This window comes from Ancylobacter sonchi, assembly GCF_018390695.1.
Lineage (GTDB): Bacteria > Pseudomonadota > Alphaproteobacteria > Rhizobiales > Xanthobacteraceae > Ancylobacter > Ancylobacter sonchi.
The window spans coordinates 654,959-679,991 of record NZ_JAHBGF010000020.1; the positions used below are offsets into that span (position 1 = coordinate 654,959).

The 25,033-nt window shown below is 68.2% G+C and carries 19 protein-coding genes; 6 read left to right on the forward strand and 13 right to left on the reverse strand.

Translation table 11 applies throughout. From position 1 onward, the window contains the following. The first annotated feature begins 5 nt into the window (after positions 1-5). From KHC28_RS13665 to KHC28_RS13685, 5 genes are all read left to right on the forward strand, one after another. Positions 6-713, forward strand: a complete 708-nt coding sequence (locus KHC28_RS13665) for a GntR family transcriptional regulator (RefSeq protein ID WP_214008885.1) — start codon at positions 6-8, stop codon at positions 711-713. 142 nt (positions 714-855) lie between these two features. Next, on the forward strand, positions 856-1,863 hold the full coding sequence (locus KHC28_RS13670) for a Bug family tripartite tricarboxylate transporter substrate binding protein (protein ID WP_214008886.1): 1,008 nt from the start codon (positions 856-858) through the stop codon (positions 1,861-1,863). A 19-nt stretch (positions 1,864-1,882) separates the two neighbouring features. Continuing rightward, positions 1,883-2,383, forward strand: a complete 501-nt coding sequence (locus KHC28_RS13675; protein WP_214008887.1) for a tripartite tricarboxylate transporter TctB family protein — start codon at positions 1,883-1,885, stop codon at positions 2,381-2,383. Positions 2,384-2,385: 2 nt separating this feature from the next. Continuing rightward, positions 2,386-3,912, forward strand: coding sequence for a tripartite tricarboxylate transporter permease (locus KHC28_RS13680; RefSeq protein ID WP_214008888.1), 1,527 nt, complete (start codon positions 2,386-2,388; stop codon positions 3,910-3,912). A 36-nt stretch (positions 3,913-3,948) separates the two neighbouring features. Continuing rightward, entirely contained in the window at positions 3,949-4,818 is an 870-nt protein-coding gene (locus KHC28_RS13685; protein ID WP_214008889.1) for an isocitrate lyase/PEP mutase family protein, read from the forward strand. Positions 4,819-4,879: 61 nt separating this feature from the next. Here KHC28_RS13685 and KHC28_RS13690 read toward each other — a convergent pair whose 3' ends face one another. From KHC28_RS13690 to KHC28_RS13725, 8 genes are all read right to left on the reverse strand, one after another. Next, a complete protein-coding gene (locus KHC28_RS13690; RefSeq protein WP_214008890.1) occupies positions 4,880-6,616 on the reverse strand; it encodes an ABC transporter permease subunit in 1,737 nt (578 codons plus the stop codon). After that, a complete protein-coding gene (locus KHC28_RS13695; RefSeq protein WP_214008891.1) occupies positions 6,609-7,688 on the reverse strand; it encodes an ABC transporter ATP-binding protein in 1,080 nt (359 codons plus the stop codon). Before KHC28_RS13695 ends, KHC28_RS13690 begins: the two co-directional genes overlap by 8 nt. A 37-nt stretch (positions 7,689-7,725) precedes the next feature. Further along, the gene (locus KHC28_RS13700) at positions 7,726-8,829 is read right to left on the reverse strand and encodes an ABC transporter substrate-binding protein (RefSeq protein WP_214008892.1); all 1,104 of its coding nucleotides are present in this window, start codon (positions 8,827-8,829) and stop codon (positions 7,726-7,728) included. A 301-nt stretch (positions 8,830-9,130) separates the two neighbouring features. Next, a complete protein-coding gene (locus KHC28_RS13705; RefSeq protein WP_214008893.1) occupies positions 9,131-11,176 on the reverse strand; it encodes a sigma-54-dependent Fis family transcriptional regulator in 2,046 nt (681 codons plus the stop codon). A gap of 118 nt (positions 11,177-11,294) precedes the next feature. Beyond that, positions 11,295-12,563: a D-arabinono-1,4-lactone oxidase gene (locus KHC28_RS13710; RefSeq protein ID WP_214009050.1), complete on the reverse strand. Its 1,269-nt coding sequence runs from the start codon at positions 12,561-12,563 to the stop codon at positions 11,295-11,297. A 29-nt stretch (positions 12,564-12,592) separates the two neighbouring features. After that, on the reverse strand, positions 12,593-13,699 hold the full coding sequence (locus tag KHC28_RS13715) for an LLM class flavin-dependent oxidoreductase (RefSeq protein WP_214008894.1): 1,107 nt from the start codon (positions 13,697-13,699) through the stop codon (positions 12,593-12,595). Positions 13,700-13,876: 177 nt separating this feature from the next. Further along, positions 13,877-15,151 carry an NAD(P)/FAD-dependent oxidoreductase gene (locus KHC28_RS13720; RefSeq protein ID WP_214008895.1) on the reverse strand — a complete coding sequence of 425 codons (1,275 nt, stop codon included), beginning with the start codon at positions 15,149-15,151 and terminating at the stop codon, positions 13,877-13,879. 4 nt (positions 15,152-15,155) lie between these two features. Then, a complete protein-coding gene (locus tag KHC28_RS13725) occupies positions 15,156-16,739 on the reverse strand; it encodes a GMC family oxidoreductase (RefSeq protein WP_246564749.1) in 1,584 nt (527 codons plus the stop codon). A 371-nt stretch (positions 16,740-17,110) separates the two neighbouring features. Between KHC28_RS13725 and KHC28_RS13730 the strand changes: the two genes are divergently transcribed. Next, complete coding sequence (locus KHC28_RS13730) at positions 17,111-19,042, forward strand: sigma-54-dependent Fis family transcriptional regulator (protein ID WP_214008896.1); 1,932 nt, start codon at positions 17,111-17,113, stop codon at positions 19,040-19,042. A gap of 5 nt (positions 19,043-19,047) precedes the next feature. Here the strand turns inward: KHC28_RS13730 and KHC28_RS13735 are convergent, their stop codons facing one another. The 5 genes from KHC28_RS13735 to KHC28_RS13755 form a co-directional block, all read right to left on the reverse strand. Next, positions 19,048-20,304: an NAD(P)/FAD-dependent oxidoreductase gene (locus KHC28_RS13735; RefSeq protein WP_214008897.1), complete on the reverse strand. Its 1,257-nt coding sequence runs from the start codon at positions 20,302-20,304 to the stop codon at positions 19,048-19,050. A gap of 11 nt (positions 20,305-20,315) precedes the next feature. After that, the gene (locus KHC28_RS13740) at positions 20,316-21,908 is read right to left on the reverse strand and encodes a GMC family oxidoreductase (protein ID WP_214008898.1); all 1,593 of its coding nucleotides are present in this window, start codon (positions 21,906-21,908) and stop codon (positions 20,316-20,318) included. 10 nt (positions 21,909-21,918) lie between these two features. Then, the gene (locus tag KHC28_RS13745) at positions 21,919-23,358 is read right to left on the reverse strand and encodes an NAD(P)/FAD-dependent oxidoreductase (protein WP_214008899.1); all 1,440 of its coding nucleotides are present in this window, start codon (positions 23,356-23,358) and stop codon (positions 21,919-21,921) included. Positions 23,359-23,414: 56 nt separating this feature from the next. Next, a complete protein-coding gene (locus tag KHC28_RS13750; RefSeq protein WP_214008900.1) occupies positions 23,415-23,774 on the reverse strand; it encodes a RidA family protein in 360 nt (119 codons plus the stop codon). Between the two features lie 74 nt (positions 23,775-23,848). Next, positions 23,849-24,955, reverse strand: coding sequence for an LLM class flavin-dependent oxidoreductase (locus KHC28_RS13755; RefSeq protein WP_214008901.1), 1,107 nt, complete (start codon positions 24,953-24,955; stop codon positions 23,849-23,851). Positions 24,956-25,033: the final 78 nt, after the last annotated feature.

The window sequence follows — 25,033 nt, forward strand, 5'->3', positions numbered from 1 at the left end:
GTGCCATGCTGGACGAACTGGATGATTCCACGACCGTGGCGGACAGCGCCCTGGCGCGCCTGACCCAGGTCATTCTCGACGGAGAGCTGAAGCCCGGTGCCAAGGTTAGCGAACCCGAGCTGGCCCGGCGTTTCGGCATCAGCCGCGCGCCTTTGCGCGAGGCGATCCGCCGCCTTGAGGAGCGCAGCGTGCTGACCCGGGCACCGCGCCTCGGTGCGCGGGTGGTGGTGCTGTCTCCGGCCAAGGTGGAGCAGATCTTCATCGTGCGTGAGGCCGTCGAGGGAATGATCGCGCGCGAGGCGGCCACGCGCATCACCGATTCCGAAATCGCCCAGTTGAGGGAAAACCTCGCGCGGCAGAAGGCGCGGTCCGAGGAGATCGGCTTTTCCACCTTTCTCACCCGCGAGCTCGACAGCGACTTTCACACCTTCATCGCCCGGTGCAGCCGCAACGAATTCCTCATCAAGTTCCTCTGCGAGGACTACGCCACGCTGATCGGCCTGTGCCGCAAGCATCTGCGCCAGGTGCCCGAGCGCGCCTATCGCGCCTTCGTCGAGCATGGCCGCATCGTCGATGCGCTGGCCGACCGCGATGCCGACATGGCGGAGCTCGCCATGCGCCGGCACATCCAGGCCTCGCGACAGATGATGGTGGCCAGCGTGCAGGAGTCCGGCGGCGAGGGCGTGCGACACCGGCGGCGCCTGCCGAAGTAGATTCTACGTCTATTGTGTCGACACAATGGATGGTTCATGTTTAGAATAACTTGACATTGTTGGATATATCCCAACATATGTCGACAATATGCGAGACGGCAAAGAGCTCGCACTATCGGGAAACGTTCGTCAGGAGAGTCTCATGATCCGTTCCATGCAGCGGAGCGCGCCGGCGCGCTTCGCTTCGTTCGGGCACGCCGTGCGCCGCGGCATCGGAGGCGCCGTGTTCGTCGCCGCGCTCGCCAGCGCGGGTGTCGCACAGGCGCAGCAGACCACCGTGACCATCCCGGCGTCGCCGGGCGGCGGCTGGGACAACACGGCCCGCATGACGATGCAGGTCCTCCAGAAGGAGAAGCTGGTCACCGGCGGCATCCAGTTCGTCAACAAGGGCGGCGGCGTCGGCATCATCGGGCTCACCGATTTCGTCCGTAACAACAAGGGCAACGACAACGCCCTGATGTTCATGGGCGTGATCATGCTGTCGAGCATCCTGACCAACCGCTCGGCCATCACCATGGACGACGTGGCGCCGCTGGCGCGGCTGACCCGCGAATACAACGCCGTCGCGGTGCCGACGGATTCGCCGATCAAGACCACGGCGGACCTCGTGGCCGAGCTCAAGAAGGATCCCGGCGCGTTCGCGGTCGGCGGCTCGGGGGTCGGCACCGTCGACCACCTGACGATGGCGCTGATCGCCAAGACGCAGGGAATTCCCGCCAACAAGTTGAATTTCATCGCCTTTAGCGGCGGCGAGATCGTGCCCGCGCTGGTCGGCGGGAAGATCAAGGCGGCGGTCTCCGGTCTTTCCGAGCTCTATCCGCTGGCGCAGGCCGGGCGTATCCGCCTCATCGCGGTGACCTCGGACAACCGCCTGCCGGGCGTGGACGTTCCCACGCTGAAGGAAGCCGGCCTCGACGTCTCCGTGAGCAACTGGCGCGGCGTCGTCGGAGCGCCCGGCATGAGCGCGGCGGCCCGCAAGGAGTGGATCGGCCGGTTCGAGACCATGGCCAAGTCGCCGGAATGGGCGGCGGCGCTGGAAAAGCAGGGCATGGAGAATGCCTATCTCGGCGGCGAGGCGTTCTCGACCTTCATCGCGTCGGAAAACCAGAACTGGCAAGGGCTTCTGAAGGAAGCCGGCCTCGTCAACTGACGACGCGGGAGGTAGGGCGATGAGCGCTGGCGTATCGCCGCGTCCCTGGTGGGTACCCGGAGGCGTGATCGCCTTCGGGGGCGTCATGCTCTACGGGGCGACACAGCTTGGCCAGTCCGACGCCCATTCGGGCGTGGGGCCCGGCCTGTTCGTGACGATCATCGGCATCGCCCTCGTCGTCCTCGGCGTGGCGCTCGGCGTGCAGGTCGCGCGGGGCGTCGCCTTCACCTCGCCGGAGGGCGAGGACGCGTATGGTGAGGTGGACGATGAGGACAGGACCCACCGTGGACCGCTGCTCCTCGCCATCGCCTCGCTGGCGGCACCGCTGGTGTTGATGCAGGCCGCCGGCTTTCCCGTCACCGCCGCGGTGGTGTTCGCCGGCGTCGCTCGTGCCTTCGGCTCCCGGCGGCCAGTTGTCGACATTCTGACCGGCGCGGTGCTGGGCGCCGTGGCCTGGTTCTTCTTCAACTGGCTCGGCGTCAATCTCGGCCCGTTCCTGCCGCTGCTGTCGGAGCGCTGACCATGTCGACCCTCGACCTGCTGCTGCACGGCTTCGGCGTCGCCTTCCAGCCGATCAACCTGCTGATGGCCTTCATCGGCAGCCTGCTCGGCACCGCCATCGGCGTGCTGCCGGGAATCGGGCCGGCATTGACCATCGCGCTGCTGATGCCGGTGACCACCTCGCTGGAGCCGGCCTCCGCCTTCATCATGTTCGCCGGCATCCTCTACGGCGCGATGTATGGCGGCTCGACCACCTCGATCCTGCTCAACACGCCGGGCGAGAGCGGGTCGATGATGACCGCGCTCGAAGGCAACCAGATGGCCCGGCGCGGGCGAGGCGCCGCCGCGCTGGCCACCGCCGCCATCGGCTCCTTCGTCGCCGGCACCATCGGCACGCTGGCACTGTCCTTCGTGGCGCCGGCCGTCTCCGAACTCGCCTTCATCTTCGGGCCGGAGGACTATTTCGCGCTGATGGTGCTGTCCTTCACCACCATCTCGGTGGTGCTGGGCAATTCGCCGCTGCGCGGCGCCATCGCGGTGGCGGTCGGCCTCGGCCTCGGCGTGATCGGCATCGACGCGCAGACCGGGCAGTCGCGCCTGACCTTCGGCAGCCTCGACCTGCTCGACGGCATTCCCTTCACCATCGTGCTGGTGTCGCTCTTCGCCGTGGGCGAGATCATCTATGTCGCCAGCCGCGGGCCGGAGCGCAGCAGCGGCATGAACCCGCTGAGCGGCGGCATCTGGATGACCAAGGAGGACTGGAAGCGCTCCTGGAAGCCGTGGTTGCGTGGCACCGCGCTCGGCTTCCCCATCGGCGTGCTGCCGGCCGGCGGCTCGGAGATCCCGACCTTCCTGTCCTATGCGGTGGAGAAGCGTCTCTCGAAGCACCCGGAAGAGTTCGGCTCCGGCGCCATCGAGGGCGTGGCCGGGCCCGAGGCGGCGAACAACGCGGCGGCGGCCGGCATATTGGTGCCGCTGCTCACCCTCGGCCTGCCGACCTCGGCGACCTCCGCCATCCTGCTCAGCGCCTTCCAGGGCTATGGGCTGCAGCCGGGCCCGCTGCTGTTCGTGAACAATGCCGAGCTGGTGTGGGGGCTGATCGCCTCGCTCTATATCGGCAATTTCATGCTGATCGTGCTCAACCTGCCGCTCGCCGGCATGTGGGTGCGGCTCCTGATGATCCCGCGCCCGCAGCTCTATGCCGGCATCGTGATCTTCGCCCTGGTCGGCGTATGGGGTTTGTCGACCTCGTGGTTCGACCTGCTGCTGATGTTCACGATGGGCCTGCTCGGCTACGCGATGCGGCTTTACGACTTCCCGGCGGCGCCGGTGCTCATCGGGCTCATCCTCGGGCCGATGGCCGAGCAGCAGCTGCGCCGGGCACTCGCCATCAGCCAGGGCGATCCCACGGCGCTCGTCTCGACGCCGATCTCCGCCACGCTGCTCGGCCTCGCCCTGTGCATCGTGGTGCTGCCGCCGCTGCTGCGCTACCTCGCCCGGCGCCCCGCCGGCGACGACCGCTACGCCGCATCGCGACCCACGCACTGACCTTTTCTGCACCTTCCCCCATTGTCCGAGGCTGCCATGACCGAAACCGTCCACCGCCGCTTCCGCCGCCAGGTCGCCGAGCGTCGCGGCCTGCTGCTGCCGGGCGCCGCCAACGCGCTCGCCGCGCGGGTGATCGCCGACATGGGCTATGAGGCGGTGTATCTGTCGGGGGCGGGCCTGACCAATACCTTCCTCGGCGTGCCGGATCTCGGCTTCGTCAGCCTGCCGGAAATCGCCCAGCATACCGCCGCGATTGCCGACGTGGTCGACATCCCGATCGTCGTCGACGCCGACACCGGCTTCGGCAACGCGCTGAACGTCCAGCACACGGTGCGGGTGCTGGAGCGGGCCGGCGCCAGCGCGATCCAGCTGGAGGACCAGGTTTCGCCGAAGCGCTGCGGCCACTTCACCGGCAAGGACGTAGTGCCGGCGAGCGAGATGGTGTCGAAGATCAAGGCCGCGGTGGATGCGCGCCATGACGGCGACCTGATGATCATCGCCCGCACCGATGCCCGCGCCGTGGACGGCTTCCAGGCGGCGGTCGACCGCGCCGGCGCCTATGCCGAGGCCGGGGCCGACATCCTGTTCATCGAGGCGCCGGAGAGCCGCGAGGAAATCCTCGCTTTGCCGAAGGCGGTCGACGTGCCGCAGCTGATCAACATCGTCGTCGGCGGCCGCACCCCGGCGCTGCCGCGCGCCGAACTGGCCGCCGGCGGCTTCGCGCTGGTGCTCTACGCCAATGTGGCACTGCAGGGCGCGGTCTATGGCATGCAGAACGCGCTGAAGGGACTGATGGACGCCGGCATCATGGACGAGAGCGCGCCGGTCGCCTCCTTCAAGGAGCGCCAGCGGCTGGTCCGCAAGGAGGTGTTCGACGATCTCGAACGCCGCTACGCCGCCGGCTGAACGAGAGAGGCTTCCTGCCGGTCCGGGACCGGCAGGGAACCGGACGTATAGCCCGGCCGTATCAGCGCCCCGAGCCGGCCCCGGCCGCCGAGGCGCGGTTGAGCAGCCGGTTGCAGATCACGATGGCGAGCAGCGAACCGACGCCGACCAGCGTGAAGATGGCGTTCACCGACGGGGTGAAGCCGAAGCGCATCTGGTTCCACACCCAGATCGGCAAGGTGGGCGAGGTTCCCGACAGGAACAGCGTCACCATCACGTCGTCGGCCGACAGGGTGAAGCCGAGCAGCGCACCGCCGACGATCGCGCCCCGGATCGACGGGAACAGCACGTGGACGAAGGTCTGCCAGTGGTTGGCGCCGGCATCCATCGAGGCTTCCAGCAGCGCCCCGTCAAGCCGGCGCAGCCGCGCCAGCACGATCATCAGCACCACCGGCATGACGAAGCTGGCCTGCCCGATGACGATGCGCCCGACGCCGGAGGGAATCTGAGCCAGCTGCGTCGCCAGCACCATGACGATGCCGAGCACGACGCCGGGAATGGCGACCGGCAGCGCCAGCGCGAACTCGAAGAAACGCGCCTGCCGCACCCGTCCATAGTGGATGGCGAAGGCGAAGCCGGTGGCCGTCACGGTGGAGGCCAGCACCACGCAGACACCGACGACGAGGCTGCGCTGCACCGCCTCCAACATGCTGCCATTCTCGGCCAGCTCGCCATACCAGCGCAGCGTCGCCCCGCTGAGCGGGAAGGCCTGCACCGAGGAATCGTTGAACGACATCAGCACCATGAGCGCGAGCGGCGCGTAGAGGAACAGATAGGGCAGGGCGAAGGCCACCGCCGCGCCCGCCCGCAGCAGCCGCCGGCCGGGGGACAGGCGATGCGCCGCGACCGGCGGCCGGGCGCCCTCGTCGCCCATCAGCACCCCCTTGGTCTGGCCCGCCCACATCACCACGGCCAGCACCACGCCGACGCTGACCATCAGGCACACCGCGATCGCCGAGCCATAGGGCCAGTTGTTGGCGATGCCGAACTGCGAGGCGATCACCATGCCGATCATGGTGCCGTCGATGCCGCCGACCATGGAGGGGGTGATGTAGTCGCCCACCGTCATCAGGAAGGCGAGCGAGAAGCCGATGGCGACGGCCGGCCGCGACAGCGGCCACACCACATGGCGGAAGGTCTGCCAGGCGGAGGCGCCGCTGTCCTGCGAGGCCTCGATCAGCGAATGCGGGATCTTCTCCAGCGCGGTGAAGATGGCGATGAAGCAGAACGGAATCGAGATGTAGGTGTAGGTGAGCAGCACCGAGAAGCCGGTGTAGAGGAAGGCCTCGCTCGGCTGGTCGAGGATGCCGCTGCCGACGAGGAACGAGTTCAGTATGCCGTTCTGGCCGAGGATCATCCGCCAGGCGAAGACGCGCATCAGAAGGCTGATCCACAGCGGGATGATCACCAGCAGCACCAGCACCGAGCGGTTCTTCTGCACCACGCGCGCGGCGTAATAGGCCATCGGATAGGCGATGAGGCAGCCTATGGCGGCGGCACCGAAACTGGTGGCCAGCGTCTTCACCAGCAGGAACTGGAAGCTCGCCGACTTCCACAGCCGCAGATAGCTGGCGATCGTGGGGTCGAAGGCGATCATCCCGTTGGAGGTGCGCAGGAAGCTGGTGCCGATCAGCAGCAGGTTCGGCACCAGAACGAGGACGATGAACCAGGCATAGACCGGCCAGCCGAGCAGGCTGATCCGGTGGAGGCGCATGGGGCGGGTGGCGGGCATCGGCAGGTCGGAGGCGATGTCAGCCATGGAACACCGTCGCATTGGCGGCGTCGAACAGCACCTGCACCGGCTGGCCGGACGCGAAGCGCTCGCCCTCCGCCGAGGGCACGGCGGCGATGATGTTGAGCCCGCCGCACCGCACGTTCACCTCCAGCGCGTTGCCGAGGAACAGCACGTCCTCGACGGTGCCGGGAACGCTGCAGGATCCCTCCGCCGGCTCGCCGGCCGGGGCGAGGCGCACGCATTCGAAGCGGATCGCCATGCGCGCCGCGCCCGAGCGCGGCACCGCGACGCCGGGCAGCGGCTTGCCGTCCAGCAGGGCGGTGAGGGCGCCGCCGCGCGGCTCGCAGTCGATCGGCAGCAGGTTGGAGCGGCCGACGAACTGGGCGACGAACTCCGAGGAGGGCGCGAAATAGATCTCGCGCGGCGTGCCGAGCTGGGCGATGCGGCCCTCGCTCATCACCGCCACGCGGTCGGACATGGACAGCGCCTCGCCCTGATCGTGGGTGACATAGACGAAGGCGATGCCGAGCTCGCGCTGGAGCGACACCAGCATGTGCTGCATCTGCTGGCGCAGGCGCAGGTCCAGCGCGCCGAGCGGCTCGTCGAGCAGCAGCACGCGGGGGCGGCAGACGATGGCGCGGGCGAGCGCGATGCGCTGACGCTGGCCGCCGGAGAGCTGGTGCGGCAGGCGGGCGGCGAAGTCGCCCATGCTGACCAGATGGAGGCAGTCGCGCGCCTTGGCGAGACGCTCGGCCTTGCGCGCGCCGGCCATGCGCAGCGGATAGGCGACGTTCTCCAGAACGTTCATGTGCGGGAACAGCGCGTAGCTCTGGAACACGGTGCGCACGTCGCGGCGGAACGGCGGGACATCGGTGATGTCCTCGCCGTCCATCAGCACGCGCCCGACATCCGGCCGCTCGAAGCCGGCGATCATGCGCAGCAGCGTGGTCTTCCCCGAGCCCGAGGGGCCGAGGATGGAGAAGAACTCGCCCGGTGCGACCGCGAGCGACACCCGGTCGAGCGCCGGCCGCGTCGCGCCGTCATAGGTCTTGTCGATCCGCGCAAGGCTCAGGATCGGCTGCGAGGCATCCGTCATCGGTCGGCTCCGTGCTGCAAGGTCAGGGAAGGCACGCTCAGAGCGTGCCGGCCTTGAAGTCGTTCCACATCTGCAGGCGGCGGTCGAAGTCTTCCGGCTTCTGCAGGATGACCAGCTTCTCCCAGAAGTCGCCGGCCTGCGAATCCGGGATGTTGGTGCGCTTCAGCGTCGCCTCGGTCACGCCGCCGCTCTTGGCCTCGGTGAGATCGAGCACGCCGTTATTGGTCGAGGCCTCGATGAAGCGCGCCTGCCATTTGACGGCGAGGTTGTCGTTCATGAACTTGTAGACGATGTCGCGGTTGCCCTTCTTGGAGACGCCGGCGCAGTCGATCCAGGTGGGGGTGCCTTCCTTGGGCAGCGAGTAGTTGAAGTTCTTGCCCTTGTCCTGCAGCGAGGTGACGACGGCGATGTTCTGGCAATAGCCGATCACCGCGTCGCCGGCGGCGTAGATGGTGGTGGCGTCGTCGAAGCCGCGCGCGATGGTGCGCACCTGCTGGCGAAGCGTGCGCAGGGCTTTCTCGCAGGCCTCGAAATCCGCATCGGTCAGGTTGAACGGGTCCTTGGCGCCGACATGGAGCGCGATCATCGGGAAGACGATGGTGCAGTCGTCGAACACGTTGACCTTGCCGCGATACTGCTCGTCCCACAGCGCCGCCCAGGTGTCGGGCGACTTGATGGTGTCGGCGTTGAACATCAGCGGCTGGGTGCCCCAGTTATAGGGTACGCCGACGATGTCGCCGTCGACATTGGTGTACTTCTTCCAGTCGAGCTTGGAGGTGATGTTGGCGATGTTCGGCACCTTGGAGGTGTCGAACGGCACGATCAGCCCGGCTTGCTTGAAGCGCGGCAGCGAACCGGTCTCGATATACATGATGTCCGGCTGCACGGCGCCGGAGAAGGGCTGCGAGAACAGTTCGTCGACCGAGCCGATGACGACGGGCTTCACCTCGACACCGTTCGCCTCGCTCCATTCCTTGCACCAGGCCGGGTCGTGATAGGTCTCCCAGGTGAGCAGCACGATGGGATCCTGCGCATAGGCCCGGCGCAGCACGCCGGGAGCGGCCAGTGCGGCGGCGGCCGCGCCCATGCCCTTCATGACACTGCGTCGCGAGGGCACCCAGCCTGCGTTTTGGAAGGTCATTTTTATCCCCTGTGTTCGAGCCTTTGTGGCCTGAGTCGGGGTTCGGCAACTATCGTGCCAGACCTTTTTTCTGCGGTCACAATAGATGAAATGCGAGGTCCCGGAGCGTATATAGTGCATATTGGAATGTAATAAATTTTATTTATAAGTAATATTTACGAGGGGGGCCAGATGTATCCCCCGATCGCGGGTCGATGCGCGCCGATGTCCGCAGGCCGGCGGATCGCGTGGCGGCGACGCTGTTTCAGGGGTGAGGCGCGGCGTGTCGCAGCCGCGCGACAGCGCGCGGCAAGGGCGCGCGTCACTGTGCGATCTGGTAGCGCTGGAGCTTGCGGTAGAGCGTGGCGCGGCTGAGCTGCAACGCGGTGGCGGCCGCCTTCACATTGCCGCCGCAGCGCGCCAGCGTCGCGACGATGGCCTCGCGCTCGGCGGAGGCGATGGCATGGCGGGCGCTGCCGGCCTCGCCATCGGCGCCGGCGTCCGACGCGGCATCGCCCGGGGGCGGCATGGGCGCGGGCGATGCCGGCACCGGAACCCGGCCGGCCGGGCGGATGGCGAGGTCGCCGGCCGTCAGCACGTCGCCTTCGCAGATGTGCATGGCGCGGTTGAGCACATGGCGAAGCTCGCGGACATTGCCCGGCCAGTCATGCGCCAGCAGCGTCGCGAGCGCGTCGGGCGAGAGGGTAAGCCGGCGGCCGGGCGCGAGACCGGCGAGGATCGCCTCGACGAGTTCGCGCCGGTCGGTGCGCTCGCGCAGCGCCGGGATGTCGATGACCGCGCCGGCGAGGCGGTAGTACAGATCCTGCCGGAACTGGCCGCGGGCGATCTGCGCTTCGAGGTTCTGGTTAGTGGCGGCGATCACCTGCACGTCGATGCGGCGCGGCTTGCCGGAGCCGAGCGGCGTGACCTCGCCGGATTCCAGCACGTGCAGCAGGCGCGTCTGCTGGCTGATCGGCATGTCGCCGATCTCGTCGAGGAACAGCGTGCCGCCATCCGCCTCGACGAGCCGGCCGGGGCTGCCCTCGCGGCGCGCGCCGGTGAAGGCGCCGCTGCCATAGCCGAACAGCTCGCTGTCGATCAGCGTGTCCGGCACCGAGGCGCAGTTGAAGGCGACGAAGGGGGCGCTCCGGCGCGGGCTTTCCTCATGGACGGCGCGGGCGAAGGCGTCCTTGCCCACCCCCGTCTCGCCGAGCAGCAGCAGCGGCAGCGAACCGCCGAGCACGCGGCGGACGAAGCGCACATTGGCCGCCATGCGCGGATCGGTGCCGGCGCAGTCGTCGAGGGTGAGGATGCGCGGCACCGCGCGAGGCGGCAGGGCCGCCGGTGCGCGCGGGCGGGCGGAGGGTTCGGCGCCGGCCGGTTCGGCGGCGGCGGACCCGGCGGTGGGCTGGGCGAAGCCGCGAACCTTGGCGCCCGTCATGGCCGGCACGTCGAGCGGGCCGCTGAGCGAGACGGTGATGGCGTCGCCGCCCTTTTGCAGATGCAGGGTCAGTTCGGCGGCGCCGAGGCGGGCGAGGTCGATCAGCCGGTGGTCGCGCTCGAACACCGCCCACAGGCTGCGCACGCGGGCGAACTGCACCCGGTCGCGCAGCATCTCGCGAGCGGCGTGGTTCAGGCCGACGAGCTGGAAATCGCTGTCCACCGCGATGAGGCCGTGATCCACCGGTCCGGCGGCGAATTTGAGGATGTAGCTGCGACGGAAGGCCTGCCGGAACATCCGCTCGCCGATGCGGTCGGCGAGGCTGGTGGACAGGCCCAGCACCACCTTCAGCGTCTCGCGCTGGAGGTCGGGGTTGCGGATCGAGATATTGATCGCGCCCATCAGCTCGGCATCGGGGCCGAAGAGCGGCGCGCTGGCGCAGGAGAGCGCGGAGAACTCGTAGAAGAAATGGTCGTTGGTGTAGACGCCGACCGGCTGGCGTTCGACGAGGCAGGTGCCGATGGCGTTGGTGCCGGCGGACTCTTCGGCCCAGGCGGTGCCGGCGCGCTCCACCTCGCTGTAGAACTCGGGATTGTAGTTCGCCCGCTCGCTGATGATGTAGCCTTCGATATTGCCGAGGCTGACGGAAAAGCCGGACAGCGAGACGGCGCCGAACATGGCGTCGATCTCCGGCCGCGCATGGCGGACCAGTTCATCATTGGCTTCGCATTGCCGCTTGAGCTCGGCATCGCTCACCGCCTCGATGCGGAACTTGGCGCCGGGATCGAAGCGGTAGCCTTCCATGCAGCGCCGCCAGGAGGCGGCCATCGCATCGGCCGCGCGGGGCGCGCGGAAATCGCCCGAGGGAAGAGCCAGCTGGTTGGCGCTCGAGACGATACGGGACACGTGGCTGCGCAGATCCAGCATTTCCGGCTCCGGTTGCGTTCCCCCGCCTAAATTCTGCGCAGCACAAAGTTTGATCGTCAACCCATTGTCCCCGGCTTCGCGCGCTCGATATGAAAAGGGCCGGCTGAGCCGGCCCGCCTCATGCGAAGAGCATCCGCAGATGGTCGTTGAGAAAGACCCCGTCGGGATCCATCTCGCGGCGTAGCCGCTTGAACGCATCGTATTTCGGGTAGATGCGCTCCAGCCGCTCCGGCGTCATGAAGTGATGCTTGCCCCAATGCGGGCGGGCATCGTAGCGGTCGAGGATCGCGTCGGCGTCGCGCAGCATGCCCCAGGTCCATTCCTCCAGCGGGCCGGAGATGGAGAGCGCATAGCCGTCGCGCTCGGCATAGGCCGACATATAGGTGTCGTCGCCCTTCACCGCGCGGCATTCGACCGGGTAGATCGCATTGGGATACCTGGTCTGGAACATGTGCCGGACCTCCGCGAAGCATTCCTCGAAGCGGCCGAACGGCACGGCGTATTCGATCTCGCGGAAGTTCGGGATGTAGTCGTTGGGGTAGATGATCGAGGAATGGTCGAACTCCACCCCCGGCCCGATCTCCGGCGCCGGCTCATCTACCGGTACGGCGTTGTAGGTGCGCATGTGGCAGATGTCGAAGTCGCGCGTCGCCCTGGAGGGCACCTTGCCGCCCGGCAGCTCGTAGAGATCGGCGGATTCCCTGAGCGGCAGCCAGAAGAACCAGAAGGTCCGGTTCTCGTCGAGTAGCTGGTGCAGGTTGCCGATGCAGTCCTCGGTGTCGGTGTTCCAGGAGCGCTTGTAGATATTGTAGGACGGCACCGCCTGGATGGTCAGCGACACCACGAGGCCGAACATGCCGATCGAGGTCTTGAACGCCTTGAACAGCTCGCCATCAGCGGGCGAGAGGTCGCGGAGCTCGCCGTCGGCGGTGACGATGCGCGCGCCGACCAGCTGGGCGGAGAGGCACGGCAGCTTCTTGCCGGCGCCATGGGTGCCGGTCATCAGCGCGCCGACGATCGCCTGCCGGTCGATGTCGCCCTGATTGTTGAGCGACATGCCCTGCTCGCGCAGATATTTGGTCAGCGCGCTGATGCGCATGCCGGGGCGCACCGTGACCTGCAGCTTCTCCCTGTCGACCGAGACGACCTGATTGAAGTCGTCGAAGTCGATATGGACGCCGGGGGTCGGCACGATGGCGGGGTTGGAGTGGCCCGCGCCGCTGGCGCGGACCGGCAGGCCGCGCCGGCGCGCCTCGCGCACGATGGCGCAGACCTCCTCCTCGGAGGTGGGTCGCGCGGTGTGGCGCGGCACGAAATATTGCTCGCCGAACCAGTTCCACCAGAGCTTGCCGGGCTGGAGCAGAGCGGTCTTGTCCATGGTCGTCATGTCGATATTTGCCACCTGTGCCGTTCCGTTCAAACCGCGAGCGCGGGTTCTGCCGCGAGGGCCGCATTGACGGCCGGCATGACGCGCGTGGCAAGCAGCTCCATCGAGCGCCGCATCGCCGCCTTGTCCTCCCATTCGTGCGAGGTCATCATCAGCGTGCCGAACGGGCCGACCTCCTCGCGCAGTTCGAGGATCTTGCGGGCCACCGTCTCCGGGCTGCCATAGATCACGAAATTGTCGCGCACCAGCTGGTGGGTGATCGTCGCCGGATCGGTGTCGCGGAACGGCGCCAGCAGGGCTCCGGCGCCCATGCGGGCATACACCTGGTACATGTAGTCATAGTACCAGTCATAGGCGCCGCCGGGCTTCTTCACATAGGCCGCGGCTTCCTCATCGGTCTCGGCGACGTGGATCGAGCGGGCGACGCGCCATTTCGAGCCGTCCGGCGTCTTGCCCAGCTTGGCCAGCTCGTCGCAATAGGTTTCCCAATGGGTCTTCACCACCCAGGAGGCGACGAAGTTCGCCGAGATCGGCATGAAGTCGTTGCGGGCGGCCACGCGCATCGAACTGGAATTGGGGCTCGACACCGAGACGGCGAGCGGCGGGTGCGGCTTGGTCAGCGTCTTCGGCAGGATGCCGACGCCGAGGTCGGGCCAGTACATCTCGCTGAGCTTGACGTTCCAGAACTTGCCCGGAATGTCGTAGGGCGGATCGGAAGCCCAGATCTTCTTCATGATCTCGATGGAATCGAGCATCATCGCGGTGCGGTCGGCGTCCTTCATGCCGAACACCTCGAAATCCGAGCCGAGGCCGCCGGTGCCGATGCCGAGCAGCAGCCGGCCCGGCGCGAGATGGTCGAGCAGCGCGATGTGCGAGGCCGCCATCACCGGATGGTAGAGCGGCAGCGGCAGCACGCCGGTGCCGAGCTTGATGCGCTTGGTCTGCGGCGCCATGTGCGCCAGGAACATCAGCGGCGAGGAGATCTGCTCGATGGAGGCGGAGTAGTGCTCGCCGATCCAGGCTTCCTCGAAGCCCAGTTCGTCGGCGAGTTTGAATGCCTCGATGTCCTCGGCAAGGGTGGTGGCGTAGTCCCTGTCGACCGAGTGCAGGGGCATCATGAAGAAGGAAAGCAGCACGATCGGACTCCCTTGACTGCCACCGGCACGGTGCCGGCAAAGCATGCTTGGGCAAACGGCATGCCAGAGAGCTAACGCAAGGAAATATAAGGGTAAATTCTGACCGTCTCGTCTTCGCCGGTTGCGGGTGTCTCATCCCGGAGAAACCCAGCCGCGCGGCTGAGAAATGTACCTGCCTCAGAAGCGCGTCGGCGCGAAGGGGGCGATGTCGAAGGCGAGCGGGCGGGCGGCGAGGAGATCGGCCACCGTCATCCCGGTGCGCGCCGCCGAGGCGAGGCCGACATGGCCGTGCCCGAACGCATACACCACCTGCGGGCACGCGGTGGCGCGGCCGATGACCGGGAGCGAATCCGGCATGCTCGGCCGGAATCCCATCCAGCGCGACACGCGCTCCTGCGGATAGCTCGGCGCGAGGCCGGGGAACAGCCGGCGGCCCAGCGTCATGAGGTAGTCCGCGCGCGTCCAGTTCGGCGGGGCATCCAGCCCGGCGAACTCGACCGTGCCGGCCATGCGCAGACCGGTCTCCATCGGCGTCGAGACGAATTTGGCGGTGGCGTCGAGGATCGGCCGCTGCGGGCGGGTCTCGGGATCGGCGATCAGCACGTGATAGCCGCGCTCGGTGTCGAGCGGCACGTCGTCGCCGAGCAGGGCGGCGAGCTTCTTCGAATGGGCACCGGCGGCGACCACCGCCGCGTCGGCGGGGATCACGCCCTGATCGGTCTCGATCCCCCTGAGCGTCACCCCATCGTGCACGAAGCCGCGGACCTCCGCCGTCGCGATGCGCCCGCCGTCGCGCTGGAGCGCCTCGGCGACGGTGCGCACCAGCCGGTTCGGGTTCACCGTGTGGCCGCACTGGCGGAAGATCACGCCGATCGTGTAGTCGGGCGAGATGCTGGGCTCGAAGTCCCGGAGATCCTGCCCGCGCAATATCTCATAGGGAATGTCGTTGTCGCGGCGGAGCTGATAGCCGAGCGCGTCGCCCTGGAAGTCGGCCTCGGTGCGGTAGACGGCGAGGAAGCCCTCGCGGTGGATGAGCGCGTCATTGGTGGCGTTGCGCACCAGCGGCAGCCACGCGCTGAAGGAATCGTCCAATAGCGGCTTCAGCGCGCGCGCCTGGTGCCGCACGCCGGCTTGCGTGCCGGCCTTGACGAAACGGATCAGCCACGGCGCCAGCGTCGGCAGATAGCGCCAGCGGATCGACAGCGGGCCGAGCGGATCGAGCAGATAGCCCGGCACCTTGGCCAGCGTACCGGGCATCGACATCGGCACCACGGAGGAGGGGGCGAGCACGCCGGCATTGCCGAAGGAGGCGCTGTCGCCGATGCCGCCGCGCTCGATCAGCACGACGTCGTGGCCGTCGCGCAGCAGGAAGCTCGCCGTGGCGACGCCGACCGCGCCGCCGCCGATCACCGCGATGGTGCGCTTGCCGTTTGCCTTGCCGGGAATTGCCATGGGATCAGGCCGCCTTGATGAAGTCGGCGCAACGCTCGCCGATCATGATGCAGTTCGCGTTGAGATTGCCGCTGACCACGACCGGCATGATCGAGGCGTCCGCGACATAGAGGTTCGAGAGGCCGCGTACCTTCAGCGTGGGATCGACCACCGCCATCGGATCCACGCCCATCTTGCAGGTGCCGGCGGGGTGGTAGATGCCGATGGAGGTCTCGCGGACATAGGCCGCCCACTCGTCCTCGCTCTGCACCTCCTTGCCCGGCTTGAACTCGCCGAGCACGTGGCGGGCCATGGCGGGCGCCTCGAAGATGGCGCGCAGCGTCTTGGCGCCGGCGACGAGGGTGGCGATGTCGCGCGCGTCGCCGAGCAGGTTGGGCTGGATCGCCGGCGCGGCGAAGGGGTCGCGCGAGGCGAGCCGCACATGGCCGCGCGAATAGGGCCGGTGGATGTTGTTGAGCGCGGTGACCGCCGGCTTGTCGAACAGGATCGGCCCGGTGTCGGTGAGATCGTAGCCGACCGGGGTGAAGTGGATCTGCAAATCGCAGCGCGGCAAATCGGGCTTCGAGCGGTGGAAGGCGAGTACATGGGCGTCCGGCGTGGTGCCGGGGCCGCGTCCCGCCAGCAGCCACGTCGCGCCGAAGGCGAGTGCATGGCGCAGCGTGTGCTGGACGTTGTAGGTGGGCTGATCGACCCAGACGATGTGGCTGGTGCCGGGATGGTCGTGGAAATTCTCGCCGACGCCCGGCAGGTCGTGCACGACGCCGATGCCCTGCTCGCGCAGATGCGCCTGCGGCCCGACGCCCGACAGCATGAGAAGCTGCGGCGAGCCGAAGGCGCCTGCCGCGAGCACCACCGCTTTCGCCGCCCTGGCGGTGCGGGTCTGGCCGTTCTGCACGAACTCGACGCCGCTGGCGCGCGTGCCCTCGAACAGCACGCGCCGCGCCTGCGCCTTGGTGAGCACGGCGAGGTTGGGGCGCTTGCGCCACAGATAGGCGCGGGCGGCGCTGCAACGCCAGCCGCGCTTCTGCGTCGCCTGCAAATAGCCGATGCCGCCCTGCGGGGGGCGGTTGATATCCGCCACCTTGCCGAGCCCGGCTTCGACGCCGGCCTCCAGGAAGGCGTCGGACAGCGGATGGGTGGTGCGCAGGTTCTGCACCGAGAGCGGGCCGCCGGCGCCATGGACGGCGTCCGCTCCGTTCTCATTGTCCTCGGCGCGGCGGAAATAGGGGAGGACGCGCTCGAATTCCCAGCCGGCACAGCCGGCGGCCGCCCAGTCGTCGAAATCCTCCGGCTGGCCGCGCACATAGAGCATGCCGTTGATGGAGGAGGAGCCGCCGAGCACCTTGCCGCGCGGCATGTAGTCGGTGCGCCCGCCGCGCGAGGGGTCGGGCTGCGAGGTCAGCCGCCAGTCGAAGGCGGGATTGCCGATGGCGTAGAGATAGGTCGCGGCGGGCATCAGCACCGGCAGGCGGCGATCCGACCCGCCGGCTTCCAGCACCAGCACGCGCGCCTTGCCATCCTCCGCGAGCCGCCCGGCGACGGCGCTGCCGCCCGATCCCGAGCCAATGACGATGTAATCGAAGTCCATCAGAATCTACGCCATTTTGCCGCGGGTCGCCTTCTTGTCGATCATTCAATATTATTCAAATGGAATGAAGTATAGATGGAAATTTATATTCGGAATTTTCTCATAAATGAGACATTGAATTCTCAATATTGAGATGATGGGTGGCGTGCGCGTGGCAGGTGCTCGTCGCGGCGTGCGTTGATCTGCACGTTTTGATGGAGGCGGCACTCGCGTCTCACAAAGCGCCTTGCCAGAAAAATAGGCGTGCCGCATTATGGGTCAAAATCGCGCCGGGGGACGTTCGGGGTCTTCCTGCGCGCAAGCGTCCTCCTGCCGTGCCGGCTGACGGTGCGGTCGCGTGAGCCATCCCCTAGCGCAGCAGGATCGAGCGAATGCTGGACCATAGTCGGAAGGTGCTTGAGGCGGTGCGTCCCGGTTCCCGGACGCTCCCCATGGTGCGGGAGTTTCCCGTGCGCTCCTGGCTGCGCTGCATCGAGGAGTACGGCCTCGAACCGGGTGCATGCGGCGCGATCCCCCGCGTTACGCATCGCGAGATCAACCAGGCGCGCGATGCGCTCGAAGACAAGCTCGTCATCGCCTATGAGGAGGTCGACTTCCTCTATTCGATCGTCGGGCGCATCGGCTATTGCGTCACGCTGACCAATGCCGACGGCGTGACGGTGATCGAACGCGCCGACCGATCCTCGCGCTTCTATTCCGACACGGAGCGTCCCGGCTCGGTGTGGAGCGAGCGTCATGCCGGCACCAACGGCGTCGGCACCTGCCTGCGCGACGCGGCGGTGACCTCGGTCTACCAGGACGAGCATTTCTTCGCCGACTTCATCGAGATGTCCTGTGCCGCGATGCCGCTGTTCGGCCCGAACGGCTCGCTCTGGGCGGCGCTCAACATCACGGTTCGCAATCCCAATCTCCATCGCGAGACGCACGCCATCGCGCTCGAGGTGGTGCGGAAATCCGCCGAGCGCCTGTCGGAGGCGCTGTTCCGGCGCAGCTATGGCAACCGGACCATCCTGAAGCTGTGGAGGCCGGACGGGTCGGCCTGCCTGCTCGCGGTCGACGCGGACCACGCGGTGGTCGGCGCGGACGCGGCGGCGCGGCAGCTGCTCAGCCTGCCCAAGGCCGATTTCACGCCGTTCTCGCTGTGGCGCCTGTTCGCGCGCGACCCCTCCGCGCTCCGCTCGCAGGGCGGGCTCTCGCTGCCGCTGGAACTCACCCGGCTCGATGGCTCGGCGCTGCGCGGCTATGCCTATGGCCCGACGACGGAGGCGCCGCGCGCCCGTCCCGCCTCGGTCGCCGCCTCCGCCCCGGCAGCGCCGGCCGAGGCCGCCAAGGTGTCGCTCGACCAGTGGGCCGGCGGCGAACCGCGCATGACGCGCAACGTCGACATATTGCGCCGGCTCCGGCACACCGGCCTGCCGATCCTCGTGCTCGGGGAGACCGGCGTCGGCAAGGACACGCTGGCGCGCGCCTATCACACGGAATCGCCGCGCGCCGCCCAGCCCTTCGTGGCGCTGAACTGCGCGGCGATGCCGGAGACGCTGATCGAGAGCGAACTGTTCGGCTATGCCGGCGGCGCCTTCACCGGTGCGCGCAAGGAAGGCTCGACGGGCCGCTTCGTGCAGGCGCATGGCGGCACGCTGTTCCTCGACGAGATCGGCGACATGCCGCTGCATCTCCAGACGCGGCTGTTGCGCGTGCTGGAATCGGGCGAGGTCGCCCCGCTCGGCTCGGGCAAGATCCAGCGCGTCGACGTGCAGGTGATCGCCGCCACCAACCAGAAGCTCGAACAGCGCATCGCGCAGGGCGCCTTCCGTGCCGATCTCTATTATCGCCTCGCCGGCGTGATCATCAACGTGCCGTCGCTGCGCGAACGGTCCGACAAGGAGGCCGTTGTCGACGCGTGCATCGCGCGTACGGCGGGTCGGCTGGGCCTGCGCGTCGCGCCGGAGGCGCGGCGGCTTCTGCTGAGGCACGCCTGGCCGGGCAATCTGCGCGAGCTCTATCTCGTGGTCAGCCGCGCCGCTTCGCTTGCCGAGGGCAAGGTGATCGAGCCGCATGACCTGCTGCTGCCGGATGCGCCGATCCTCGCCGACATGGCACTGCCAGTCGCCTCGATGCCCTCCGGCAGCGAGGAGCGTGCCGGCGGCGTGCGGGCGCAGGTGGATGAGGTCGAGCGCGCCGCGATCCTCGACAATATCGCGGCCTGCCAGGGCGACATCGCCGCCGCCGCGCGCAATCTCGGCATGAGCCGGGCGACGCTCTATCGCCGGCTCAAGGCGCACGGCATCACCCGCCGGGGGTGACATCCCTACATCCTGTTGAAGCGGGCGAGGCTGTAGGGCGCCGGATCGATGTGCGGTGGCGTGCCGGTGACGAGATCGCGCACCAGCCGCGCCGTCGTGCTGGCGCCCACCATGCCGGTGTGCCCGTGGCCGGCGGCGACGAATAGCCCCGCCATGCCGGGCACCGGGCCGATGGCGGCCACGCTGTCCGGCAGCGAGGGCCGGAAGCCCAGCCATTTGCGGTAGGACGCCGCTTCGAGGCCCGGGAAGACCAGCTTCGCACGGTCCATGAGCTGGCGCGCGCGCCGTTCGTCCGGCGGTGCGTCGAGGCCGGCGATCTCCACCGTGCCGGCGAGGCGCAGGCCTTCCTCCATCGGGGTGATCGCCATGCCGCCGTCGCGCAGCAGCAGCGGCAGCTTCGGGGTGATATTGGCGCCCTCCAGCATCAGGTGATAGCCGCGCTCGGTCTCCATCGGCAGGTTGACGCCGAGCGGGGCGAGCAGGCGACCGGTCCACGAGCCGGTGGCGAGCACGACGGTGCGGGCGCGAAAATCGCCGAGCGTGCCGAACAGTTCGAAGCCGCCCTCGACCGGGCGCACCGACATCACGTTCTCATGGCGCAGCACGCCGCCCGCTTCGGCGAACAGCCGGCCGACGGTGCGCGTCAGCCGGCCGGGATTCACCGTCCAGCCATTGTGCGGGAAATACAGCGCGCGCTGGGCGACGGGGCCGATGCCGGGAAACATCTCCTTCAGCGCCGCGTGGTCGAGGTCCTCGGCCACGATGCCGTGCCGGGCGATCAGATGGCGGATGAACGGCTCGTTGCGCCCCGGCGTGGCGTTGTAGAAGACGTTGACGCTGCCCTCGGTGCGGATGAGTTCGGCGAATAGCGAGGGGCCGAGCAGTTCGCGATAGCCGTCCATCGTGTCGCGATGCAGCGCGCGCAGCGCATCGGACGCGGCGTAGACCGTCTTCTTGGGGCTGGCGAGGATCCATTTCGCCAGCCAGGGCGCGGCGGTGGGGAGGTAGCGCCAGCGCACCGCCAGCGTACCGTCCGGGTTGGTGAGCCAGCCCGGCACGTTGCGCCAGATGCCGGGCAGGGCGATCGGCATGTTGGTGCCGGCGCTGAGCAGCCCGGCATTGCCATAGGAGGTCGCGCTGCCCGGCGGCAGCGGATCGACCACGGTGACGGTGCGACCGGCACGCTGGAGCAGCAGCGCGGCGGACAGGCCGATGATGCCGGCGCCGACGACAACGACATCGTTCTCGGGAGCGTTTGCCATGTCGCGCGCCCTCAGAACCGGTTGCCGCGCATGAAGTCCGCCGCGCGCTCGCCGATCATGATGGTCGGGCCGTTGAGATTGCCGGAGACGACATAGGGCATGATCGAGGAATCCGCGACGCGCAGCCCGTCGACGCCGCGCACCCGCAATTGCGGATCGACCACCGCCATGTCGTCCGTTCCCATCTTGCAGGCGCCGGACAGGTGCAGCGCGCCCTGCGTCTCGCGCCGGACGTACTCGTCATAGTCGGCATGCGTCCTGAGCGGCTTCGACGGCTTGTGCGAGGCGGCGATGTATTTGGCGATGGAGGGCCTCGACATGATCTCCTCGCCCTTCTTCACCCCCTCGATCAGCACCTCGACGTCGTGCGGGTCGGCGAGATAGTTGGCGTCGATCTTCAGGGGCACGGAAGGATCGGCCGAGCGCAATGTGATCGCGCCGCGCGAACGCGGGCGGCAGCCATAGACGTTGAGCGTGCAGCCATTGCCGCTCGGCGTGCCGTCGACGCCGACCTCGACGCCCGCGCCGGCAAGGAAATGGTATTGCAGATCGGGCAGCGGATCGGAGCTGTCGCCCCACCAGAAGGCGCCGCCCTCGCAGACATTCGAGGCGACCGGGCCGGTGCGGAACATGGCGTATTCGAGCCCGGCGACCGCCTGCCAGCGCAGCTTCTTGTACTTGTCGTAGCCGTGGGCGCCGTTGAGGTCGTAAATCAGGAAGCAGTCGGTGTGGTCCTGCAGGTTCTGGCCGACGCCGGGTAGGTCGTGCTTCACCTCGACGCCGACGCTCCTGAGATCGTTCGCCGGACCGATGCCGGAGAGCAGCAGCAGGCGCGGCGAGCCGATGGCGCCGGAGCATACCACCACCTCGCGCTCGGCCCGCACGATGCGGCGCTCATTACCGTCGCGATATTCGACGCCGACCGCGCGATTATTCTCGATCAGGATGCGCACCACCGGCTTGCCGGTGAGGACGGTGAGGTTCTTGCGCCCGCGCGTCGGCTTGAGATAGGCGACCGCCGCGCTGCAGCGCCGTCCGTTGCGCATCGTCACCTGATAGAGGCCGCAGCCGGCCTGCGTACCTGAGTTGAAGTCGGGATTGTAGGGCAGCCCCGCCTCCTGGCACGCCTTCAGCCATTCCTTGGTCAGCGGGCTGGTGTAGCGCTGGTCGGAGACCGAGAGCGGCCCCTCGGTGCCGTGCGTCTCGCCCGACAGGCTCTCATTCGCCTCGGCCTTCCTGAAATAGGGCAGCACGTCGCGATAGGACCAGCCCTCGGCGCCGGATTCCTGCCAGCGGTCGTAATCCTGCGGGTTGCCGCGGATATAGACCATGGCGTTGACCGACGAGCCGCCGCCCAGCACCCGCGCCTGTCCGGTGTCCGGAGCCATGTCGAACTGGTGCTTCAGCGGTTCGAGCTGGATCCGCCGCAGCATGCGCTGGGTCTTGTAGTAGGTCACCGGCATGTGGATGAACGGATTGCGGTCGGACGGGCCGGATTCGAACAGCAGCACCGAGGCGCCGGCATCCTCCGATAGCCGCGAGGCGATGGTGCACCCCGCCGAGCCGCCGCCGACGACGATGTAGTCGCATGAGCTGATGGTCATCCTGGCTCCGTCAACGCGTTCCGATGGTGAGATTGAACAGGCTTGGCAGGGCGGCGACGGCACGGGCGAGCGCCGGGGCGCGCCGCTCGTCCTCCTCCGCCTCCTCGCAGGCAAGAATCGCGCGACGGATCGCGCAGCCGCCGAGATAGCGGGCCGGCTCCGGCGGCAGGCCGGGCAGCGCCCGCGTGCAGAAGGGCGAGCGGGTGAACTCGTCCTTCTGCCCGAGCGCGAGCGAGGCGAGACACTGGCCGATGATCCAGCTCGGATTGACGCCATGGCCGGAGAAGCCGAACCCGTAGGCGACGCGCCCGCCGGCGCAGCTTCCGGCGACGGGAAAACGGTCGGAGGACACATCGAGCGCTCCGCCCCAGCGCGCCGCGACCGGCACGCCCGCGAGCGCGGGAAACAGCCGGCCGATGCCGCGCTCGCAGCGGGCCAGCGAGGCGGCGTCGCGGGTCATCGCCGCCGCCTCCACCTGTCCGCCACGGGCGATGGGGCCGGAGCCGGTGCCCATCAGCAGGCGTCCGTCCGGGGTGCGGCGGGAATAGTGCAGGAAGGAGCGCGCATCGACGATGCTGACCGGCGACGTCCAGCCGATGGCCTCCAGCCGCTCCGGCACGGGCTGGGTCATCAGCGCATAGCTGGAGAACGCCATGAAGCGCCGGCTCAGGCCGGCGTCGAGTGTCGCGAGCTGGCCGATCTGGTGCACATTGCTGGCCAGCACCACGCGGCCGGCGGTCAGCGAGCCATCCGGCACCTCGATGTGGCAGGTGCCGTTGTCGACGACCAGCCGCCGCATCGGCGTCGTCTCATGGAGGGCGACCCCGGCGTCCAACGCCGCCGCGCGCAGGGCGCGGGCGAGCCGGGCGGGATGCACCGTGGCCTCCTCGGCATAGAAGATCCCCTCGCGCAAAGATGGCGACCGGCAGATGTCGCGCACTTCGTGGCGGGAGAGCCGGCGGGCATAGCGTTCCGCGCCCAGCGTGCTCATGGCCCTGGCGGCGGCGTCGATGGCGGTGTCCTGCGCCGGCGCGGCCGAGACCTTGAGGCCGCCGCCCTCGCGCCACCAGATGTCGCGCCCGCAGCCGGCGGCGAAGCTCCGCAGCGCATCCTGCGCACGCGAGCCGAGACGCGCCATCTCCCATGCCGCGTCCGCCCCGAGCAGGCGTGCCAGACGCGGCAGGCTCGTCCAGTAGCCATGTACCTTGCCGGCATTCTTGCCGCTGGTACCGGCACCGCAGATGTCGCGCTCGATCAGCGCGACGGAGAGGTCCGGGCGGCGGGCGCGCAGGGCGAGCGCGGTCCACAGGCCGACGAAGCCGCCGCCGACGATGGCGATATCCGCGCGCGCCACGCCGGCCAGCGCCGGGGCGGGCGGTACCCGTCCCTCGTCGGCAAGCGCGTCGGCCAGCCACCAGGAGGCGGCGGCGCCGGCGGAGGTTGCACTCATCTTCCGGCTCCCGCCGCCTCCGGGCCGCGAGGACCCGGTGGCGGCCATTACAGGGTTCACAGGACGGCGGTGGCCATCATCTCGACGAGATTGGTGCCATGCCCCGCGAGACGGGACTCGACGGTGGCACGAGCCGGCGCATTGTCCTTGTCGACCCACGCGTCCCACACTTGGTTCATGGCGTCGAAGTGGCCCATGTCGTGCAGCCAGATGTTGACGCGCAGCAGCCGCGTCTTGTCGATGCCGACCTGCGCGAGATGGGCGTCGATCTGTGCCAGAACATCGGTGGTCTGGGCGGCGACATCGGGCGCCTTCACCTTTGCGGTGATGCCGGAGAGATAGACGGTGCCGTTGGCGACAACGACCCGCGAGAGCCGGCCGTTGGAGTCGAGACGCTTGATGGAAGTGTCGGTCATTGGGTCACATCATGAACTGAGGGTGGGCAAAGGCGAGAACGCTCCCGCGGGCGTGGCGCGCGGGAGCAGGCGCGTCATTCGGCGGCGATCTTCGAGCGGCAATAGTCGTTGAGCTTCGGCATCACGTCCTGCGCCAGCAGACGCATGGACTTCTGCTGGAAGGCCGGGTCGTCCCATTCCTTGAAGCCCTGGAGCAGCGTGCCGAACGGGCCGCCGAGATAGTCCACCAGCGCCACGAGCTGATCGAGCACGCTCTTGGGCGAGCCCGAGATGATCATCGTGTCCATGCAGTATTTCAGCGTCACCTCTTCGTCCGCCATGGACGGGTCATGCTTCAACACCGGCAGGATGTTGTAGGTACGCATGTCGTCGAGCACGAAGTCGTAGTACCAGGCGTGGGAGTTGCCCTCCGAGGCCAGATAGGCCTCCGCCTCGGCATCGGTGTCGGTGACGAGGATCGAGCGGGCCACGCGCCACTTGTTGCGGTCGGGTGCACGCCCGGCCTTCTCGCAGCCTATGACGTACTGTTCCCAGTGTGACTTCGCCCAGCAGGCCTGGATGAAGTTGGCCGAGACGAAGCCCCAGCCCTGCATGCCGGCCTGCCGGGCGCTGCCGGAATTGGGCGTCATCGCCGAGATGGCGACCTCCGGGTAGGGCTTCTGGAACGGCTTGGCCATCGGGCCGAAGCCGAGCTTCGGCATCACCGTGTCCTCGATCTTGATGTGCCAGTACTTGCCCTTGATGTTGTAGGGCGCGTCGGAGGCCCAGATCTTGTGGATGATCTCCAGCGAATCCACGAGCATCTCGGCGCGGTTCTTGTCGCCGATCTCGAACAGCTCGAAGTCGCTGGCGAGGCCGCCCGGGCCGATGCCCATGATGAGCCGGCCCTTGCAGAGGTGATCGAGCTGCGCCACGTCGCCGGCGATGTTGGCGGGATGGTGCTGCGGCAGCGCCAGCACGCCGGTGGCGAACTTGATGTTCCTGGTCGCGTCGATCAGCGAGGCGAAGAACTGCAGCGGGTTCACGATGGGTTCGATGCTGGACGAGTAATGCTCGCCGACCCACACCTCGGCATAGCCGAGTCTGTCGGCGAGGATGGCGGCCTGACGGTCCTCATCCAGCATGTCGGTGATGCTGCGCTTCGGGTCGTGAAGCGGCTGCATGAAAAGCCCGAGATCCATCTGCCTCTCCCTGACGCGACCCGCTCGCTAAGCTCCGGCGGTGTCGCTACGGTTTCACTACGGACCGCCTCCGGCGGT